Origin of the sequence: Nitratireductor aquibiodomus (assembly GCF_900105565.1) — a bacterium.
Taxonomy (GTDB): domain Bacteria; phylum Pseudomonadota; class Alphaproteobacteria; order Rhizobiales; family Rhizobiaceae; genus Nitratireductor; species Nitratireductor aquibiodomus.
On the sequence record NZ_FNSL01000001.1, the window covers coordinates 556078 to 574725 of the forward strand.

Consider the following 18648-nt stretch of genomic DNA (forward strand, 5'->3'; position numbering starts at 1 on the left):
GATAGCTGATTGACGGCACTGCTGTGGTGGCGCGCTTCTGGCATGAGCCCAGCGCTACTGTAAACCCTGAAACCGGGATTTCAGCCGTAAAGCTTCCGAAGGTCAACAGGCGTTTCCGATCAGCCGGGAACTCTCCAGGCGCCATCGGAACGAAAAACCACAATCCTGAGGTTACAGGAGCCCTCTCAGGCTTCGCCGTGAAGCGTCTGATCCATCAAGCGCGATGGTTCGCTGCATCCGGACTCTCCGACAACCCGCGCCGGTACACCCGCAACTGTCTTGGCGGACGGTACATCATTTAGCACGACCGACCCCGCAGCGACCCGGGCGCAGTGACCGACCTCGATGTTGCCAAGAATCTTCGCGCCGGCGCCAATCAAAACGCCATGGCGAATCTTTGGATGCCGGTCACCGGTTTCCTTCCCCGTACCGCCAAGAGTTACCGCATGAAGGATTGAGACGTCGTCTTCCACAACGGCAGTTTCGCCGATCACGACCCCCGTCGCATGGTCAATGAAGATTCCCTTGCCCATCCGCGCTGCCGGATTGATGTCCGTCTGGAAGACCGCGGAGGATCGGCTCTGCAGGTATAGGGCGAAGTCGCGTCGTCCCTCGTTCCAGAGCCAATGGGCCAGCCGGTGCGTCTGGATCGCGTGGAAACCCTTGAAATAAAGCACTGGCATCAGAAAACGATCGCAGGCCGGATCCCGGTCGTAATAGGCCTGAATATCGACACGAACAGTCGTGCGCCACTCCGGATCGGCATTGAGCATGGCATGAAATGTCTGACGGATGAGATCCGCGCCCATGTCCGGATGGTCGAGCCGCTCGGCCACCCGGTGAATCACCGCGCTCTCCAGATCATCATGGTTGAGGATCGTGGCATAGAGAAACGCGGCCAGAAGCGGATCGTTGGCAACCGCGGCCTCTGCCTCTTCGCGCACGGCATACCAGATCGGATCCACCGGCTGCGGCGTGCTCTTGCCGGAACTGCGCTGACGAATTGCGTTACGTGCGTTCATTGGATTTCTCCACCCGGGCTCAGGGCCTGTGAATATGGCCGCAATGGTCGGCCTGATTTGCGCGGATGCGCAAAGCGCCACCGCAGGAAGACTTCATGTCTTTCGGGGTTTTGCGACAGATTACCCCGTGCAAGTCATGTCGATCCGAAGGACGTTCCATATCTCTGTTTTCCGCGCTCATGCGGACCTCAGGTGATTCCACCTGCCTGCGCAATGCTCTAGATCGCCGTGCCCCCATCCGAACGCTCAAAGGGCGATCTAAACTCTTAATGGAGCATCGGAATAATCCGAAAACCGGATTCCACTTTTCGGTCCGATGCTCCAAGGCGTAAACTTGCCTTGCATGGCAACATACGTCAGAAGCCATTGTAGTTGAACCGCAAAAAACCGTGACCATACTTACAGGAAAATTGATGCATGACAGTGCCAGCCCATCCCAGTGAGCCAGCCCTCCGCGTTTCCTGCACCGATGGTGTTGCCACAATTATCCTCTCGCGTCCGGGAAAGATGAACGCTGTCTCGCAGGCAATGTGGCGCGATCTCATTGCCGCGATTGAAAAACTTGACGCCGATGACACGGCCCGCGTGATGATCCTGCGCGGCGCGGGCGACAATTTTTGCGCGGGGGCTGACATCTCCGAATTCGAGACTGTACGTCGGGATGCGGAAACGGCGCGGGTCTATGAGGCGCTGAATGCAGAGGCATTTGCCGCCATCCGCAATACGCGCCTGCCCACGGTTGCCGCCATTTCCGGCGTCTGCTTCGGTGGTGGTTTTGGTCTGGCCGCGGCATGCGATCTGCGGATTTCGACGCCGGACGCGCTCTTTGCAGTTCCTGCTGCCCGGCTCGGCCTTGCCTATCCGGTTGAGGCTATGGGAGACATCGTCGCCACAGCGGGTGCGCAGATGGCACGCTACCTCACATTCACCGGCGCCCGGATCGACGCAGCACGCGCCAGGGAGTGCGGTTTTCTTCTCGAAATTGTCCCCACCGACGTTCTGGTCAGCCGGGCACAGGAGATAGCGACAATGCTCGCCGCCAACGCGCCCCTGTCAATCCGGGCCTCGAAGGCGTCCATCGCAGCCGCTCTGTCCTGCCGCGCAGGCGACGTCTCGCAGGCGCAGGATCTGGGCGACATTACCTTCGAAAGCGCGGACTATGTGGAGGGGCGCCTGGCTTTTCGAGAACGCCGGTCCGCCCGCTTCCAGGGGCGCTGAGCGATCAGGCGGCCTGGTCGCGGCCCAGAAACTTCAAAATCTCCGAAGCGAAAACGTCATTTCGGTCGCCGACAACCATGTGCCCCGCACCGCCAACATCAACATAAGATGCAGCCGGAGCGAGTGAGACGAACTCCCGCGCGTGAGATTCCTGCACCAGCTCCGACCGCATTCCGCGGACAAGAAGAACGGGAAGGTGCAGTTCCGGCAGGCCTGCAATCAGTTCCTGCATCAGCGCTTCCGCGCCGGAATTGATGTTTACCGCGCCCTTGATGAAGGCCGGATCCCAGTGCCAGCGATAGCGGCCGTCTTCGCCCTGCCGCAGGTTCTTGCGAAGACCTTCGAGGGAGCGGCGCGGTGCGCGGTGCGGAAGATACGCAGCAATGGCATCGGCCGCCTCTTCGAGAGAGGCAAACCCCTCCTCCATCCGCGCGCCCATGAAACCCTGAATCCGGTCCACCCCGGCAGGGTCGAGGCGCGGCGTGATATCGACAAGAACCAGCGCGTCCAGCATCGGGCCAGCCCGCATTTCCGCCGTCAAAGAGGCAAGACCGCCAAGCGATGCGCCCACAGCCGCGGGCCGCGTGTGAAAGCGCTCGTGCACCTGGCGAAAGATTGCCGCTGCATCCTCGCCATAGTGATGAAAGCCGTAATGCCCGCTTTCCACCCAGGCGCTCTCGCCATGGCCGCGCTGGTCGACCGCGATTGCCCGCATGCCGCGCCGTGCAACATCACGCGCCGTTGCATCCCATGCGCGGCGGGTCTGTCCGCCGCCATGCAGGAAAACGACCGGCTGGCCGCCACCATCCCATATGTCACCGGTCAGCCGATTGCCTTCGGCCCCGACGAATGAAATCGCCTTACGTTCGATCAAGAGGGTGCTCCTCCAGAAATGCCAGCGCGCGCGCCTTGAATGTCCGGTCGCCCACCGCCAGCATGTGATCCCGTCTCTCAATGGCAAACGCAACGCCATTAGGCAACAGATCGGCAAGGCCTTCGGGCGAACCGGCAATATCGTCGCGCGTTCCCACCGCCACCAGCGTCGGCACAGCTATCCTCGCCGCATCCTGCTCGGTCAAAAGTTCACGCGAGGTCGCGATGCAGGCTGCGAGTGCCCTGCGATCGCTCTTCGTCTGGTCTGCGAACTTGCGAAACATCTGACCACGCTCCGAGGCGATGGTATCGGGGTCGTCCGTCAGCAGGGCCTCAGCGATCTCATCCCATTCGCCAACACCCTCGATCATGCCGAGCCCCAGCCCTCCCAGGATCAGCGTCGCTACTTTCGCGGGATGTTCAAGGGCGAGAAAAGCGGAAATGCGCGCGCCCATGGAATAACCCATCACATGCGCCTTCGGAATGTCCAGATGATCAAGCAGCGCCGCCGCATCGCCAGCCATTCTGCGGGGCGTGTAAACCGCCTCGTCATGGCTTTTGGTTGAGCGGCCATGGCCCCGATTGTCGAGTGCGATCACGCGAAAACCCGCATCCCGCAGCGTTTTCACCCAGCCCGGCGCCACCCAGTTCACATAGTGGGTGGAAGCGAAACCGTGGATCAGGAGAATTGGATCGCCCTGCCCTTCATCGATAAAGGAAAGTTCGAACCCGTCATGTTTGAAAGAATGCATCTGTGGATATGCGCCGCTGCTGACTATTGTGCGCCGGCAGTCCCGATGCGCGGATGGCGCAGACGATCACCGACCTCGATACCCATCTTCTGCGCGGTTCCCGCCAGCAGTTCAAGCACGAATTGAGATTCCACATCCGGTGATATGGACGCGGTGGAGAAAGGTGTTCCAGGTGCAATCGCCCGCACCGTGCCGTCGGCACCGACAAACATCAGGTCAAGTGCGAGTGGCGTGTTCTGCATCCAGAAGCCCTGCCGGCTCTCCGCCGGAAAGACGAAGAGCATGCCACGATCAGCCGGCATGGACTGGCGGAACATCAGGCCGCGCTGACGTTCATGCGGCTCGTCAGCGATCTCGATGTCAAACCGGATCTCGCCCGACGATGTGATGGCGACAAGCGGTTCAGGATCCACCGGCAGCCGCATCGCCGAACCCTGCGCTAGCGCCCCGGCTGCCGCGACCATCAGGACGACGACAGCAGACAGGAAACAGCGAGACAGGGAAAACACAAAGCGCGGCATCGCTGGCACTCTCTCAGGTACGGGAGCCGCGCAAGATTAGTGCGCGGCGTTCAACGTGCCAAGATCGGGATAGACTTCGGCAGCCATAAGGCCTTTGTCACCCCGCCCGAAACGGACCAGAACCACCTGGCCGGGACGCAGTTCCGTCACACCGTAGCGACGTAGCGTTTCCATATGAACGAAGATGTCCTCGGTCCCCTCACCCCTGGTCAGGAACCCAAACCCCTTGGTGCGGTTGAACCATTTGACAATCGCCCGCTCCAGCCCGCTCTCTGCGACAACGGTAACATGGGTGCGCGGTGCCTGATCCTCACTCGGGTGAACCGCCGTCGAAAGATCGATCGACACCACCTTAAAGGCCTGCAGCCCCTTTTCGCCCTGCTGGGCCAGGCAAACGACCCGTGCTCCCTCGAGTGCCGTCTGGAACCCATCCTTGCGCAGGCAGGTTACGTGAAGTAGCACATCGCCATGCTCTTCATTGTCTGGGAGGATAAAGCCATAGCCTTTCGCCACGTCGAACCATTTGATGGCGCCGGAAATCTCTACCAGTTCCCCGGTTTCCGCGACGTCATCCGTCTTCGGCGCCTTATCGCCAGCCTCGTACCTCTTGGTTGTCGAGGACTTGTCGTCCATCCCATCAAGCCTTTTCTCAAGTCCGCCCGACTCACTGTGTGTTTCAAAGATAGCATTGGCGCTTTGTGGCATAGCAAGACCCAGTTTCTGATTTTCAACAGCAGGTGAAATCAGCCGGATTTGAGGGATTTCGGCAAAACGGCACAACCGGTTAACGTGCAACATTGCCGAATAGAACGTGTAGAGACCCTGTACCGTATACGTAAACCAGCAAGCGAGAGAAAACATGCGCTACCTGCACACCATGGTCCGTGTAAAAGACATTGATGAATCGCTCGAATTCTACTGCAACAAGCTCGGACTGACCGAGGTTCGCCGCTCTGAGAACGAGAAGGGACGTTTCACCCTGATCTTCCTTTCGGCCCCTGCAGATCAAGCGCGCGCGAGCCAGGAACAGGCACCGCTGATCGAGCTCACATACAATTGGGACCCGGAGGACTATGACGGGGGCCGCAATTTTGGACACCTCGCCTACGAGGTTGACGACATCTACGCGCTTTGCGACCGGCTGATGAAGGCAGGCGTCACCATAAACCGCCCGCCCCGCGACGGGCGCATGGCCTTTGTTCGTTCGCCTGACGGTATCTCGATCGAACTCCTTCAGAAGGGCGGCGCACGGGAGCCGGCCGAGCCCTGGGCCTCCATGGAAAACACCGGCAGCTGGTAAATTCTGCAAATGCGCCGTGCGTTATCTGGAACGCACGGCGTATTTTCCTGCCGCTGCCGCCATGCTAACAGCAGAAGGGCCGTTGATTGCCTTTGGGGGAGACAAGCATGAAAGAGGTTCTTCTCGAGCTGGAACGCCGCCGCGCCGCCGCGCGCGAGGGTGGAGGCCAGCGGCGTATCGACGCCCAGCACGCCAAGGGCAAGCTGACGGCGCGTGAGCGCATTGAGACGTTCCTCGATGAAGGCACGTTCGAAGAGTTCGACATGTTCGTCGAGCATCGATCCACCGATTTCGGCATGGAGAAAACCCGCATTTCCGGCGATGGCGTGGTGACGGGATGGGGTACGGTCAACGGGCGCACCGTCTTCGTTTTTGCCAAGGATTTCACCGTCTTCGGCGGCTCCCTTTCCGAAGCGCACGCGGAAAAGGTGGTCAAGGTCCAGGAGATGGCGCTGAAGAACCGCGCGCCCATCATCGGCTTCTACGATGCGGGCGGCGCGCGCATTCAGGAGGGCGTGGCGGCACTCGGTGGCTACGCCGAGATATTCCAGCGCAACGTCCTCGCCTCCGGAGTCATCCCGCAGATTTCCGTCATCATGGGCCCCTGCGCGGGCGGTGACGTCTACTCCCCGGCGATGACCGATTTTATCTTCATGGTGCGCGACACCTCCTACATGTTCGTCACCGGGCCGGATGTGGTCAAGACCGTTACCAACGAAACAGTGACGGCCGAACAACTCGGCGGAGCCTCCGTCCACACCGTCAAATCCTCCATCGCCGATGGCGCCTACGACAACGATGTGGAAGCGCTCCTGCAGATGCGCCGCCTGATCGATTTCCTGCCAACGTCGAACACGGCTGATCTCCCCGAAGTGGAGTGTTTCCAGCCCGTCTCGGACCCCGATTACTCTCTCGACCGGCTGGTCCCAGACAATGCCAACAAACCCTACGACATCCGTGAGCTAATCCTGAAAACCTGCGACGAAGCGGATTTTTTCGAGATTCAGACGTCCTTCGCCAAAAACATCGTGACCGGGTTCGGCCGCGTGGAGGGCCGCACGGTGGGTTTCGTCGCCAATCAACCGATGGTGCTGGCGGGCGTTCTGGATTCGGACGCGTCCCGAAAGGCCGCCCGCTTCGTACGCTTCTGCGATTGCTTCAACATTCCGCTTGTCACCTATGTGGATGTTCCCGGATTCCTGCCGGGCACCGCGCAGGAGTATGGCGGGCTGATCAAGCATGGCGCAAAGCTGCTCTTTGCCTACGCGGAGGCAACCGTTCCCAAGATCACTCTCATCACACGCAAGGCATTTGGCGGGGCCTACGACGTCATGGCCTCCAAACATCTGCGCGGTGACATCAATTACGCCTGGCCTTCCGCCCAGATCGCGGTGATGGGTGCCAAGGGTGCGGTGGAAATCATCTTCCGCAAAGACATTGACGATCCGGACAAGATCGCCGCCCACACGAAAATGTATGAGGACCGCTTCCTCTCGCCCTTCGTGGCGGCCGAGCGAGGATATGTAGACGAGGTTATCATGCCGCACTCGACACGGACGCGCATTGCCCGTGCCCTGCGCATGCTGCGCAACAAGGACCTCCAGAACCCCTGGAAGAAACACGACAACATCCCGCTCTGACACAGCACCTTGCGCTGCGCCTCACGGCCTGTCTTCCACCGCGTCAGAAGCTGCGTGGCGGCACAAACAGGCAGATGGTGCGGCCATCCATCTTTCCGGCCACGGAGCACCAGTGGAACACGCCATCGGGCGAGTTGCGCACACGTTTGTCCGTATACGGCAACACTTCACCGGTTACCCTGATGACATATCCCTCGGGTCCCTCCGTGACGGCGGCGTTCGAGACCTCCCGGCAGTCGCGATCGGAGCAGCAGGCATAGGGATAGCGCCAACCGCTCTTTGCCTCATGCGCAACAGCCATTGTCCATGAAGGCGCAAATGCGCCCAAAAGAAGAGCCCCACTTAAAGCCAGACGCCGTTTGGAAAAGCCAGAGTAGATCATACTCATCTCCTCGAGACTCCTCCCAACAGTCAGTGTCCGCCTCATCTGTTAACGAAGCTTTAACCATCCGCCGCGCAATTGTCTCAAAGCTGGCGAAAGCCAGGTTCAGCGCCTGATGAAGGCGGCAATTTCGATGTGCGTTTCCCCTTGCATAGCAAGGTTTGACGCTGGCGGTCGTTGACAATCGCGGCCTGCCGGTGTGGTCTGCCGGACGAACGCCGCGAACCGGTGGACTACACTCGCAGGAAACGCACATCATGCCGAAAACCGATATCGCGCGCCGCGTCTTTAATCACGCCTGGAAGCTCGACCCCATCTGCCGCAGCCTGCTGGACACGGACTTCTACAAGCTCCTGATGCTGCAGATGATCTGGGGACTGTATCCGAATGTCGACGCGACCTTCACTCTCATAAACCGCAACAAGTCAGTCCTGCTGGCCGACGAGATCGATGAAGGGGAACTGCGCGAGCAACTGGATCACGCACGTGCGATCCGCTTCACCAAAAAGGAAATGATCTGGCTCGCCGGTAATACGTTTTATGGACGCAAGCAGATTTTCCAGCCGGAATTCCTCAACTGGCTCGCGGATTTCCGGTTACCCGAGTATGAGCTCACCCGCCGTGGCGGCCAATACGAACTCAACTTCCATGGCAAGTGGATGGAAACCACCATGTGGGAGATTCCCGCCCTTGCGATCATCAACGAGCTGCGATCGCGCGCTGCCATGCGCTCGCTCGGCCCCTTCGCGCTCGATGTCCTCTATGCCCGCGCCAAGGCCAAGGTCTGGACCAAGGTCGAACGCCTGAAGAAGCTGCCGGACATCAGGATTTCCGATTTTGGCACCAGACGGCGACATTCTTTCCTCTGGCAGCGCTGGTGCGTGGAAGCGCTTAAAGAAGGCATCGGCGACTCCTTTACCGGCACCTCCAACGTGCTTCTCGCCATGGATACGGACCTGGAAGCACTTGGCACGAACGCTCACGAGCTGCCGATGGTGCTGGCAGCGCTGGCCGGAACTGACGAGGAGCTTCTCGAAGCTCCCTACCGCGTTCTCGAAGACTGGCAGAGCTACTACGGCGGCAACCTGCTGATCGTGCTTCCCGATGCATTCGGCACGGAATCCTTCCTGCGTGACGCCCCGCCATGGGTCGCGGACTGGACGGGCTTCCGCCCCGACAGCGCGCCTCCAATCGAAGGCGGAGAACGCATCATGGAGTTCTGGCGCAAGCACGGCAAAGATCCGCGTGACAAGCTGCTGATCTTTTCCGACGGCCTCGATGTAGACACGATCGAAGCGGCCTACCGCCATTTCGAGGGAAAGGTGCGCATGGCCTTTGGCTGGGGCACCAACCTTACCAATGATTTCGAGAACTGCGCACCAACGGAAGTGAATGGTCTGAAGGCGATCTCGGTCGTCTGCAAGGTGAGCAGCGCAAATGGCCAACCGGCGGTCAAACTCTCCGACAACCCGGAAAAGGCAACAGGCGACCCAGGCGAAATCGAGCGCTACATAAAGCTGTTTGGAACGCAAAACCGCGTTCGCCGCACCGTTTCAGTCTGACAGTCCAGCTTTATGGGCACCGCATCGGCGCGGTCTTTTGCAAATGGCGATAAGCCTGAAACGATCAGGCTTCTTCCAGCATTTCCTTCACAACCGTTGCAAGCTGCTTTAGCGAGAATGGCTTCGGCAGAAAGCCGAACTGCGCATCCTCCGGCAGGTTCTTTGCAAAGGCATCCTCAGCATAACCGGACACAAAGATGAACTTGATGTCGGGCTGCGCCTTGCGCAGCTCGCCAAGCAGTGTCGGGCCGTCCATTTCCGGCATCACGACGTCGGACACGACAATGTCGACCTTGCCATCGAGCTCGTTGAATATCTCGAGCGCCTCGACGCCGGAGCTGGCCTCATGCACTTCATACCCCCGTGAGGAGAGTGCGCGCACACTGCCCATCCGGACCGCATCCTCATCTTCTACGAGGAGCACGCGTGCAGAGCCTGAAAGGTCTCGATTCTCTTCTTTCGCCTTCGCAGCGTCATTCCCCCGCGCGGCGGCTTCATCGGCAGATTTCTCCGCTTCGCTCGGAACATGACGCGGCAGGAATATGCGGAATGTGGTGCCCTCGCCCAGCTCGGAATCGCAGAAGATGAAGCCACCCGTCTGCTTGACGATGCCATACACCATGGACAGGCCAAGCCCGGTTCCCTTGCCCACTTCCTTGGTGGTGAAGAATGGCTCGAATATCTTCTTGATGGTTTCGGGATCGATGCCCGTACCCGTGTCGCTCACCTCGACAGCCACATAGTCGGCCGCTGCCATTTCGCGATAAGGAAACTGGGCGCACTCTTCGGCGGAAATGTTCCGGGTCCGCACAGCAAGCTTGCCTCCTTCCGGCATTGCATCGCGTGCGTTGACCGTCAGGTTCACGACAACCTGCTCGAACTGACCGATATCGGCCTTGACCGGCCAAAGATCGCGCCCATGCTCGATGGAGAGTGTGATCTCACTGCCGACCAGGCGCGCAAGCAGCATTCTCAGATCCGCCAGAACATCCGTCAGATTGAGCACTTCCGGACGCAGGGTCTGCCTGCGCGAGAACGCCAGGAGCTGACGCACCAGCGACGCCGCGCGATTGGCATTCTGCTTGATATTCATGATGTCCGGGAAAGACGGATCGGACGGACGGTGGTTTGTCAGAAGGAGGTCAGAGGCCATAATGATGGCTGTCAGGACGTTGTTGAAATCGTGCGCGATGCCGCCGGCAAGCTGTCCTACAGCCTGCATCTTCTGGCTCTGCGCCATCTGCGCCTCGAGCGCCTTCTGCTCGGTGGTTTCCACGGCATAGACGATCGCGGCTTCCTCCGCGCCCTCCCCGCCATCGTGGTCGACCACGGGGTTCACATAGAAGCGCACATGCCGCTCTGCATCATCGGGCAGCATCGTGTCGATCGGCGCGATTTCCGCCTGGCGCTGCTTCGCCCTCTCGAGGGCTGCGGCAAACGCCTCACGGTCGTTCTCGTGAATGACGGCATCAAGCCGGATATGCCGTTCCACGGCATCGCTGTCGACCACACGCGAAAACAGAGAAAGGAACGGAGCATTCGTGCGCAGGATCCGCCCTTCATGATCCACCGAAGCAATCGCCATCGGCGTGGAATTGAAAAAGCGGGTGAAACGCACTTCGGACGCACGCAGGTCCGCTGACGCGTCCTCACCCAGCTGGCGGTTCAGGACGATCGTGCGGGTTGCTCCCGGAGTTCCCTCGCGGCTTGCAGTCACGCGGTGCATGAAGCGCACCGGAAGCACCTCGCCATCCATGGTGGAGAGGTCGAGATCGATCATCGCGTTGCGCGCAGTGCCCGGATCGGCCTTCACCGCGTTGATCAGCGCCATGCCATCGCCGGCAACGATCTGTGGTAGGCGCACGGCTCCGGGCACGAAATTGGCAAGATCAATGCCTAGCCATTCCGCCAGCGTTGCGTTGATATACGTCACACGTCCGTCGGGATCGGCCGCGAAAAAGCCCGCCGGTGCATGATCCAGATGATCAATCGCCTTTTGAAGATCGAGGAAGAAGCGTTCCTGCTCGGCGCGTTCTTCCGAAATATCGGCAATCTGCCACGCGGACACCGGCTGACGATAACCCGGCAGCTTGAAAATGCGCGCCCAGGTTCTGTACCAGCGTGCGCCGAGCGCACCACCGGGACGGATGGAGCGCGACAGCCGGAACTCTCCGTCACCTGCGCGCCCGTCGCGCAGCCCCGCCGAAAGCTTCTCCACCACCGGTCCGGCTTCCGGGTTGTCTGACAGAAGCCCGTCGACGGTCTTCACATCGGCCACCGATGTCGCACCCGTCATTTGCGCATAAGCATTGTTTGCATAAAGGATGCGGCCCTTGGTGTCCGCAACCACGAGGCCCTCCTCCATGGAATCGACAAAGGCCCTGGAGAGTTCACTTCCCGCCGAACGCGGCGCGACCTGCACGAAACCGATGGCTGTCGCGAACAGAAACCCCACGCCGATCATCGCCAGAATGCCGAGAAGTCCGAGCAGAAACGGATCTCCCAGCCGTTCGCGGAAAACCGAGAACGCAACCGCAGAAAGGGTCAGTATGACGATGAATATGATCAGGCGCGTGATGGCACCGGGTCGAGAACTCTGGTCGACAATCGGTGCTGCGTGGATTTCTCCCCCGGTCTGCTTGGCCATGCGTTTCCCGTCTGTCGCGCCCAATTCCTGCCAGGCTCCACGCGAACCCAGCCTCTCCGGGATATATCAGGGCTCCCGGCATCTGCAAGCGTACACATGTAATCGAAACGCAAATCGCCTTTATTTGCGCGAATTTTGCTGCTGAAAACCATGCCGTCAGGCCCCCTCGGCGCACCCGCGGGTTGCCGCGTCCCTGCGAGACGCATAGTTTGGCTGATCTGATTGAAAGTGGAGTAGACGAATGCGCGACTGGCTCGTGGGGTTTTTTGGAGAGGCTTACGCGACCGCGGCCTTCTGGACGATCATTCTCATAGCCGTCGCCGTCGTCCTTCTGGTGTTTCTCCGGGTAAACCGCCGGTTTACCGCCGGGACCTTTATCTCCGGCGCGCGTGGCAGGCAGCCGCGACTGGCTGTGACGGACGCCACCCCCGTGGACAACCACAGACGTCTCATACTGGTGCGCCGCGATGATGTGGAACACCTCATCCTGATCGGCGGACCAGGCGATCTCGTGATCGAAACCAATATCGGGGGGCCCCGTGCCACGACTGCCGAGCCTGCGACGCACCAAGTCGAAGAACCAGCTGCGCCAGTCGAACCACGAGCCTCCGGCATGCAGGAACCGGATGTGGAGAGAGAAGCGCCCCGCACCGCCCCCTCTTCGCCGGAACCGGAAATGCCTGAGCCCGAGCCCGAACGCCGCCCGTCAGCACCGGAACCGACGATCCAGATAGCCAGTCGGCCGACACCCGCTCCGGCGCCGGCGCCCCGCCGTTATCCGGCAGAAGCAGTGACAGAAGCCCCACAGCCAATGCGAGAACCTGTGTCGGCGCCCGCTCCGCGGCGCGCCGTTACAGCGGCATCGATCGGTTCGCTTGCCGCCGTGACGCCGGCTGCCCCAAAACGTGAGCCGCGGGTCGAAGACGCCGGGGAACACCGGCCACCAGAACCCGACGCCGGTTCGCGACACACAGACGAGGCGCCTGCCGTTGATTTTGAAGTCTCACACGCAGAGCAATCCGCCGCACAGAATCAGACCGGCGAACACACGCTCGAAGATGAGATGAGCCGCCTGCTTGAAGAGCTTTCAGAACAGAAACACTGACGACCCGGTTCAAGGCTCTCACCAGACGGTGGACAAGAAAAAAGCGCCAGCCCAGAGGGGTGGCGCGCACAAAACAAGACAAGCCCGAGTCAAAGCCTGCTTAAAGTAGAGTATCAATCATCGCGATAGACTTTCTCGCGGCGTTCATGACGTTCCTGTGCCTCGATCGACAAGGTCGCAATCGGGCGTGCATCAAGCCGCTTCAGTGAAATCGGCTCACCCGTTTCTTCACAATAGCCGTAGGTCCCCTCCTCGATGCGCTGCAGGGCGGCATCGATCTTGGAGATTAGCTTGCGCTGGCGGTCCCGCGCTCGCAGTTCGATTGCGCGATCCGTTTCGGACGACGCACGGTCAGCGAGGTCCGGGTGATTTGCACTTTCTTGTTGCAGTACCTCGAGGGTCTCACGCGCTTCTTTGAGAATGTCGCTTTTCCAACGCAGCAATTTCGCACGGAAATATGAGCGTTGGCGCTCATTCATGAAGGGTTCGTCCTCGGTGGGCACGTATTCGGCATTTCTGAGCTCATTCATCGAGTCACCCTGAGATGTTTTGACGCCCGCGCCTATATATTCACGCACCCCCGCAACCACAAGCATAAAGGCCGCATGCTTCACGCTTTTGTTAATTGCAGCGGAAATAGTGGATATCTCCTACTCCAAACGCGGGATGCGTATAAACTCCCCGGGGAGATCAAGGGATTCCACGGAGGATAAAATGACGGAAAATCCGCGCAGTTTTGGTTCAAACCAGCAGCTTCTTGGCGCGTTTTCTTCGTTTTTTCCCGGATTTCGGTAATGTCCCGCCTTTTCCTGCTACGCCATGCAAAGGCCGGCTGGGCGGCACCTGGTACGTCGGATTTCGACAGAACCCTTACCCAGTCAGGCCAATCCGATGCAAAGGCGCTTGGAATGCGCATGCGCTCAATCGGCCTCATTCCCGATCTGATCCTGTGTTCTCCAGCCAGGCGCGCCGTCGAAACACTTGAATTCGTTGCTTCAACACTCTTCGACAGCCCCCCAAAAACGGAACTTGTCCAGGAATTATACAATTCCGATGCAACGGACTATCTGCACGCCGTGCGGGAAGCGCAGGTGGCTGAGACATTGCTGCTGGTGGGGCACAATCCGATGATGGAGGATCTGGCGTTCGAACTTCCTTCCGCAGGAGATCAACAGGCAATGCGCGGAACCGCCTCCGGCTTTCCCACATGCGGTCTTGCAGTCATCAGCTTTCCCGGACCATTGGCGGACATAAGACGCAATGGCGGGCGGCTCGAAGCCTTCCTGAAGCCGGACCTCTGACGGCACGCTGCGCCAACGGTCTTCAATCACGGCTTTGGGTTCCTATATGCAAGGTCTTGCGATTTTTGAGGATTTCGCCTTTTGGCTTCATTGACCACATACACGGACGAAGCGCGGATCGCTCTCGACACGCTGGCCGGGCGCGCCACCGGGCTCGTTTCGCCCTCACTTCGGATCGGCGTTACCGGGCTTTCACGCGCAGGCAAGACCGTTTTCATCACCGCTTTTGTGCACAATCTTCTGCATGGTGGACGGCTACCGCTGTTCGACGCGCAGAGTTCGGGGCGTATTTCCAAGGCCTATCTGGAACACCAGCCGGACGATGCGGTCCCCCGCTTCCAGTATGAAGATCACATCGCCGCGCTTGTCGAAAGCCGTATCTGGCCAGAATCCACACGCGCCATCTCCGAACTGCGCCTGACGGTCGAATTCGAATCCGCATCAGCATGGAACCGTCTCCTGTCACGCGGGAAACTATCCTTCGATATCGTTGATTATCCTGGCGAATGGCTGCTCGACCTACCGCTACTGTCGAAGGATTACGAAACCTTCTGCCACGAGGCGCTGGAGATGGCAGCCCTTCCTGCCCGCGCCGATCTTTCGGCTGAATGGCGCGCCCTGACGCATGAGGTCGACCCGAACGAACCGGCAGATGAAATGACCGCCCGCAGGCTTTTCGAGGCATTTTCATCCTATTTGCGTGCATGCAAGGCCGATCACCGGGCGCTTTCGACGCTGCCACCCGGCCGCTTCCTGATGCCGGGCGATCTGGAGGGTTCCCCGGCATTGACCTTCGCCCCGCTGGGTGTGGAGCCCGGCGCCCGGGGCAAGCCCGGCTCGCTGCATGCCATGATGGAGCGGCGCTATGAGGCATACAAGACGCATGTCGTTCGTCCGTTTTTCCGCGAACACATCGCCAGGCTCGACCGCCAGATCGTGCTGATCGACGCAATGCAGGCCATGAACGCGGGCGCCGAGGCCGTTACCGACCTCGAGCGGGCGCTGACCGAGATCCTCTCGTGCTTTCGCCAGGGGCGCGGCAATCTTCTGACGGGGCTTTTTTCGCACCGCATCGACCGGATTCTGGTCGCGGCCACCAAGGCGGACCACATCCACCACGAAAGCCATGACCGGTTGCAGGCAATCGTGCGTCGGCTCGCCGACCGTGCCATCGCGCGGGCCGGTTTTTCCGGCGCCGCCGTCGACGTTCTCGCCATGGCCGCCGTGCGGGCGACGCGCGAGGGAACCGTAAGACAGGGCAAGGAGACACTGCCCGTCATCATCGGAACACCGCTGGAGGGCGAAACCATTGCCGGTGAGACCTTCGACGGCGAAACCGAAACGGCAATCTTTCCAGGCGACCTGCCCGAAAAGCCCGGTTTGATCTTTCAGCAACCGGGACCGGATGAAGAAAACGCCGGCTCCGCTCCCGAGAACCCGCTCCGTTTCGTGCGGTTTCGCCCGCCGCGGCTCGAGCGAACCGCCGAAGGCCTCACCCTTTCCCTCCCGCATATCAGACTTGACCGGGCCCTTCAGTTTCTTGTCGGAGACCAACTCGCATGAAGAGAGCGCCCGCATCGTTTCGCATAGATCCGCCGAGACCCGAAAAGGTCGAAAAGCCGGCAGCCAAACGAAAACCGCAGGTGGTTGGCCCGGGCAAGGCAGTGGCGGTGGTCGCCGAAAGCGACGATTATTTCGCCGAGCCGGATCTTGCTCTCACCACCCCGCCGCCGGTTCCATCGCGCCGCCGCTCCATACTGGGCCGCGTCTTCTTCACCGCCTTCGGTATCCTCGTTTCGCTGGCAATCGGTCTCTGGACCGACCGGTTGATCCGCGACCTCTTCACCCGCGCCGACTGGCTGGGCTGGCTGGCGCTCGGCGTGGCCGCGACAGCGCTGCTGGCGTTCGTGGCAATCCTTGTTCGTGAAGCACTCGGCATCATGCGGCTCGCTTCCATCGAGGCGATGCGCCGGGATGCAGCGGACGCGATCCTTCGCAATAACACCGCAGAAGCCAGGAAAACGGTGGATCACCTCATGGGTCTGCTGGCGCGCAAGCCCGAGACGGCCGCCGGCCGCGCGACGCTGCAGGGCCTCAAAGACGATGTGATCGACGGCGCGGACCTTCTCGCAGTTGCCGAGAAGGAACTGCTCGCGCCCCTCGACGCCATGGCACGAACCCAGGTTTTGAACGCGGCCAAGCGCGTGTCCGTGGTGACCGCGGTATCTCCCCGGGCGCTGGTCGACATCGCTTATGTGCTCTTCGAGGCTGCGCGGCTGACACGCCGCATTGCCGATCTCTATGGCGGGCGGCCCGGATTCCTCGGATTCATGCGCCTTGTGCGCAGCATTTTCACGCATCTTGCCATCACCGGCTCCATGGCCGCCGGCGAAACGCTGGTTCAGCAGGTCGTGGGCCACGGGCTTGCAGCACGCCTTTCTGCGAAACTCGGCGAAGGTGTGGTCAACGGCATGATGACGGCGCGCATCGGTATCGCCGCCATGGACGCCGCCCGTCCCCTCCCGTTCAACGCCGTTCAGCGCCCGGGCATCAGCGACTTTCTGAAAGCACTCACAAGTTTCGCGTCGAGCGAGAAGACCGGCAAGGATAGCGCGAAAACATAGCGCCGGTTTCTCTGAAGTCGTCGGCTGATCGGGTGAGTCTCAAAAGACACACTCGCGAACTATCGCAACCGGGGTTCCGGGTTTGATGCACTCGGCCGCTGCACCGAATCAGGCCGGTATGGTAGACAAAGCCTTAACCAATCTGCGGCAGGATTCCCGCTAGATTTCTTTTTCAACCTGATCTGGTTCTTTAGCTCATGCTGAAATTCGCGCTCAAGCTCGCTCTTCTGGCCGCTGCAGCAGCCCCGATTTCCGGTTTGGCCGGCACGGCGGAAGCTTCGGAAAAGGAGCGGCGCTTTTTCCAGTCCGTAGAAGGAAGCTGGTCCGGTCCCGGCGAAATTGTCGCCGGCAAATACAAGGGTACGAAGTTCGTCTGTAATTTCGACGGTGGCACACCCGACAAGAAGATTGGCATGGCACTCGACGGAAGCTGTCGTGTCGGGGTCTTCACGCAGCCCATGAAGGCCAGCGTGGTACGTGGAAAGGGCGGCTACATCGGAACCTTCCTCGATGGCGCGGCCGGCAAGGGTCTTGATGTCACCGGCGGCAAGGTGATCGGAAACGACGTGGTGTTCGCTCTTCACCGCTCATCGCTCAGCGGTGCGATGCGCGCGCGCATTAGCGACAATAACACGATGCACATCACTATTTCGGTGCAGGTGAACGACGATATGGTTCCGGTGATCGGAATGAAGTTGAAGCGCACGGATTCCGGCGGCATCGAAGCCATCGCCCGGCAGTAATCGCTGGTGCCTTGTGGGCGCCATGTCGATCATGTCGTGAGGTTTTCGGGAAGAAAGCGGCTTTCAGCCGCTTTTTTTGTCTCCATCGACGCGCCACCACATTCCGTCGGGCGTAATTCGCTCCATACCGCTCTGATCCAGCGTTTCAAGGAGCGCTCTGGCGCTTATTCCGCCAATCTCCCGCTCCGGCGCAATCTCGGCCAGTGGAGCCAGGACAAATGCACGCTCGGCCATGCGCGGATGCGGTATCGTCAGCCCGGCATCGTCCACGGTGCGGTCACCGTAAAACAGGATGTCAACGTCGATGGGGCGCGGCCCCCAGCGCTCCGCCCGTATGCGCTTGAGTGCCCGTTCGATCGTCAGGCACTGCTCGAGGAGCGCATGCGGATCAAGGCTGGTGCGCACCATGGCAACGGCATTGAGAAAATCGGGCTGATCGAGCTTGCCCCACGGGGGCGTGCGATAGAGCGACGAGACGGCGAGAACCTCCGTATCGTGCCGTGCATCGAGGGCCGCCAAAACCATCTGCATCGCCCGGCGCGGGTCTCCGATATTGCCCCCCAGACCCAGATAAACGTCCTGCATTCTACTGCGGCCAGACCACGGAAACCTCGACATAGTCCAGAACTCCGGGAACAGGAGCGTTGGGCTTGCGTATCGTGATTTCAGAACGCGCAATCTGCGGGAAGCGGGCAGCAAGTGCCTTCGCCACTTCCAGCGCCAAAGCCTCAATCAGAAATCGACGCTTGCCAGCGACGATCTCTTCAATGACCTTGAAGGCCGCGCCGTAGTCGACCGTTCCCTCCAGAGAATCATCGCTAAGCGCACGGCCAGGCTCCACGGTCAGCACCGCATCCACATAGAAGCGCTGGCCAAGGCGCTCTTCTTCGTCGTGCACGCCGTGACGCGCGAAGAAAGCGCAGTTCTTCATCCGGATTACATACATCATCGCCTCACC

At 60.3% G+C, this 18648-nt stretch carries 19 protein-coding genes; 9 read left to right on the forward strand and 10 right to left on the reverse strand.

Features of this window, described 5'->3' with window-relative positions; genetic code table 11:
- Positions 1 to 185 precede the first annotated feature (185 nt).
- Complete coding sequence (cysE, locus tag BLW55_RS02700; RefSeq protein WP_090326514.1) at positions 186 to 1022, reverse strand: serine O-acetyltransferase; 837 nt, start codon at positions 1020 to 1022, stop codon at positions 186 to 188.
- 417 nt (positions 1023 to 1439) lie between these two features.
- Between cysE and BLW55_RS02705 the strand changes: the two genes are divergently transcribed.
- Entirely contained in the window at positions 1440 to 2240 is an 801-nt protein-coding gene (locus BLW55_RS02705) for an enoyl-CoA hydratase/isomerase family protein (protein ID WP_090326517.1), read from the forward strand.
- Positions 2241 to 2244: 4 nt separating this feature from the next.
- On the opposite strand, the gene BLW55_RS02710 is transcribed toward BLW55_RS02705, so the two are convergent.
- From BLW55_RS02710 to BLW55_RS02725, 4 genes are read right to left on the reverse strand one after another with little or no spacing between them, the layout of a single operon-like run.
- Positions 2245 to 3114 carry an alpha/beta fold hydrolase gene (locus BLW55_RS02710; RefSeq protein ID WP_090326519.1) on the reverse strand — a complete coding sequence of 290 codons (870 nt, stop codon included), beginning with the start codon at positions 3112 to 3114 and terminating at the stop codon, positions 2245 to 2247.
- The gene (locus BLW55_RS02715) at positions 3101 to 3865 is read right to left on the reverse strand and encodes an alpha/beta fold hydrolase (protein ID WP_007008024.1); all 765 of its coding nucleotides are present in this window, start codon (positions 3863 to 3865) and stop codon (positions 3101 to 3103) included. Before BLW55_RS02715 ends, BLW55_RS02710 begins: the two co-directional genes overlap by 14 nt.
- Before the next feature lie 23 nt (positions 3866 to 3888).
- Positions 3889 to 4386, reverse strand: a complete 498-nt coding sequence (locus tag BLW55_RS02720) for a DUF192 domain-containing protein (RefSeq protein ID WP_007008023.1) — start codon at positions 4384 to 4386, stop codon at positions 3889 to 3891.
- 36 nt (positions 4387 to 4422) lie between these two features.
- Positions 4423 to 5019: a cold-shock protein gene (locus BLW55_RS02725; protein WP_025029660.1), complete on the reverse strand. Its 597-nt coding sequence runs from the start codon at positions 5017 to 5019 to the stop codon at positions 4423 to 4425.
- 226 nt (positions 5020 to 5245) lie between these two features.
- On the opposite strand from BLW55_RS02725, the gene gloA reads away from it, so the two are divergent.
- Entirely contained in the window at positions 5246 to 5686 is a 441-nt protein-coding gene (gloA, locus tag BLW55_RS02730; protein WP_007008021.1) for a lactoylglutathione lyase, read from the forward strand.
- 107 nt (positions 5687 to 5793) lie between these two features.
- A complete protein-coding gene (locus tag BLW55_RS02735; protein ID WP_090326522.1) occupies positions 5794 to 7326 on the forward strand; it encodes an acyl-CoA carboxylase subunit beta in 1533 nt (510 codons plus the stop codon).
- A 43-nt stretch (positions 7327 to 7369) separates the two neighbouring features.
- On the opposite strand, the gene BLW55_RS02740 is transcribed toward BLW55_RS02735, so the two are convergent.
- A complete protein-coding gene (locus BLW55_RS02740) occupies positions 7370 to 7627 on the reverse strand; it encodes a hypothetical protein (RefSeq protein ID WP_100213155.1) in 258 nt (85 codons plus the stop codon).
- 338 nt (positions 7628 to 7965) lie between these two features.
- Here BLW55_RS02740 and pncB point away from each other — a divergent pair, with 338 nt between their 5' ends.
- On the forward strand, positions 7966 to 9270 hold the full coding sequence (gene pncB / locus BLW55_RS02745; RefSeq protein WP_007008018.1) for a nicotinate phosphoribosyltransferase: 1305 nt from the start codon (positions 7966 to 7968) through the stop codon (positions 9268 to 9270).
- A gap of 64 nt (positions 9271 to 9334) precedes the next feature.
- Here the strand turns inward: pncB and cckA are convergent, their stop codons facing one another.
- Complete coding sequence (gene cckA, locus BLW55_RS02750; RefSeq protein ID WP_090326524.1) at positions 9335 to 11917, reverse strand: cell cycle histidine kinase CckA; 2583 nt, start codon at positions 11915 to 11917, stop codon at positions 9335 to 9337.
- 241 nt (positions 11918 to 12158) lie between these two features.
- Between cckA and BLW55_RS02755 the strand changes: the two genes are divergently transcribed.
- Positions 12159 to 13022, forward strand: coding sequence for a flagellar biosynthetic protein FliO (locus tag BLW55_RS02755; RefSeq protein ID WP_090326526.1), 864 nt, complete (start codon positions 12159 to 12161; stop codon positions 13020 to 13022).
- Positions 13023 to 13135: 113 nt separating this feature from the next.
- Here the strand turns inward: BLW55_RS02755 and dksA are convergent, their stop codons facing one another.
- Positions 13136 to 13552 carry an RNA polymerase-binding protein DksA gene (dksA, locus tag BLW55_RS02760; protein ID WP_007008015.1) on the reverse strand — a complete coding sequence of 139 codons (417 nt, stop codon included), beginning with the start codon at positions 13550 to 13552 and terminating at the stop codon, positions 13136 to 13138.
- A 264-nt stretch (positions 13553 to 13816) separates the two neighbouring features.
- On the opposite strand from dksA, the gene BLW55_RS02765 reads away from it, so the two are divergent.
- From BLW55_RS02765 to BLW55_RS02780, 4 genes are all read left to right on the forward strand, one after another.
- Positions 13817 to 14323 (forward strand): SixA phosphatase family protein, encoded by a 507-nt coding sequence (locus BLW55_RS02765; protein ID WP_090326528.1) that lies wholly within the window; start codon positions 13817 to 13819, stop codon positions 14321 to 14323.
- An 81-nt stretch (positions 14324 to 14404) separates the two neighbouring features.
- Positions 14405 to 15886 (forward strand): YcjX family GTP-binding protein, encoded by a 1482-nt coding sequence (locus BLW55_RS02770; RefSeq protein WP_090326531.1) that lies wholly within the window; start codon positions 14405 to 14407, stop codon positions 15884 to 15886.
- Positions 15883 to 16947 (forward strand): YcjF family protein, encoded by a 1065-nt coding sequence (locus tag BLW55_RS02775; protein ID WP_007008012.1) that lies wholly within the window; start codon positions 15883 to 15885, stop codon positions 16945 to 16947. Before BLW55_RS02770 ends, BLW55_RS02775 begins: the two co-directional genes overlap by 4 nt.
- A 197-nt stretch (positions 16948 to 17144) precedes the next feature.
- Positions 17145 to 17690: a hypothetical protein gene (locus BLW55_RS02780; protein ID WP_025029653.1), complete on the forward strand. Its 546-nt coding sequence runs from the start codon at positions 17145 to 17147 to the stop codon at positions 17688 to 17690.
- Between the two features lie 63 nt (positions 17691 to 17753).
- On the opposite strand, the gene folK is transcribed toward BLW55_RS02780, so the two are convergent.
- A complete protein-coding gene (folK, locus tag BLW55_RS02785; protein WP_090326533.1) occupies positions 17754 to 18275 on the reverse strand; it encodes a 2-amino-4-hydroxy-6-hydroxymethyldihydropteridine diphosphokinase in 522 nt (173 codons plus the stop codon).
- Between the two features lies 1 nt (position 18276).
- Positions 18277 to 18636: a dihydroneopterin aldolase gene (gene folB / locus BLW55_RS02790; protein ID WP_007007133.1), complete on the reverse strand. Its 360-nt coding sequence runs from the start codon at positions 18634 to 18636 to the stop codon at positions 18277 to 18279.
- Positions 18637 to 18648 lie beyond the last annotated feature (12 nt).

Bases quoted from the DNA above. Each gene is read 5' to 3' on its own strand.
- BLW55_RS02765 (WP_090326528.1), top strand. From the start codon at position 13,817: ATGTCCCGCCTTTTCCTGCTACGCCATGCAAAGGCCGGCTGGGCGGCA.
- BLW55_RS02735 (WP_090326522.1), top strand. From the start codon at position 5,794: ATGAAAGAGGTTCTTCTCGAGCTGGAACGCCGCCGCGCCGCCGCGCGC.
- BLW55_RS02715 (WP_007008024.1), bottom strand. From the start codon at position 3,865: ATGCATTCTTTCAAACATGACGGGTTCGAACTTTCCTTTATCGATGAA.
- folB (WP_007007133.1), bottom strand. From the start codon at position 18,636: ATGTATGTAATCCGGATGAAGAACTGCGCTTTCTTCGCGCGTCACGGC.
- dksA (WP_007008015.1), bottom strand. From the start codon at position 13,552: ATGAATGAGCTCAGAAATGCCGAATACGTGCCCACCGAGGACGAACCC.
- BLW55_RS02740 (WP_100213155.1), bottom strand. From the start codon at position 7,627: ATGGCTGTTGCGCATGAGGCAAAGAGCGGTTGGCGCTATCCCTATGCC.
- BLW55_RS02755 (WP_090326526.1), top strand. From the start codon at position 12,159: ATGCGCGACTGGCTCGTGGGGTTTTTTGGAGAGGCTTACGCGACCGCG.
- cckA (WP_090326524.1), bottom strand. From the start codon at position 11,917: ATGGCCAAGCAGACCGGGGGAGAAATCCACGCAGCACCGATTGTCGAC.
- BLW55_RS02720 (WP_007008023.1), bottom strand. From the start codon at position 4,386: ATGCCGCGCTTTGTGTTTTCCCTGTCTCGCTGTTTCCTGTCTGCTGTC.
- BLW55_RS02725 (WP_025029660.1), bottom strand. From the start codon at position 5,019: ATGGACGACAAGTCCTCGACAACCAAGAGGTACGAGGCTGGCGATAAG.
- gloA (WP_007008021.1), top strand. From the start codon at position 5,246: ATGCGCTACCTGCACACCATGGTCCGTGTAAAAGACATTGATGAATCG.
- BLW55_RS02780 (WP_025029653.1), top strand. From the start codon at position 17,145: ATGCTGAAATTCGCGCTCAAGCTCGCTCTTCTGGCCGCTGCAGCAGCC.
- folK (WP_090326533.1), bottom strand. From the start codon at position 18,275: ATGCAGGACGTTTATCTGGGTCTGGGGGGCAATATCGGAGACCCGCGC.
- BLW55_RS02705 (WP_090326517.1), top strand. From the start codon at position 1,440: ATGACAGTGCCAGCCCATCCCAGTGAGCCAGCCCTCCGCGTTTCCTGC.
- BLW55_RS02775 (WP_007008012.1), top strand. From the start codon at position 15,883: ATGAAGAGAGCGCCCGCATCGTTTCGCATAGATCCGCCGAGACCCGAA.
- pncB (WP_007008018.1), top strand. From the start codon at position 7,966: ATGCCGAAAACCGATATCGCGCGCCGCGTCTTTAATCACGCCTGGAAG.
- cysE (WP_090326514.1), bottom strand. From the start codon at position 1,022: ATGAACGCACGTAACGCAATTCGTCAGCGCAGTTCCGGCAAGAGCACG.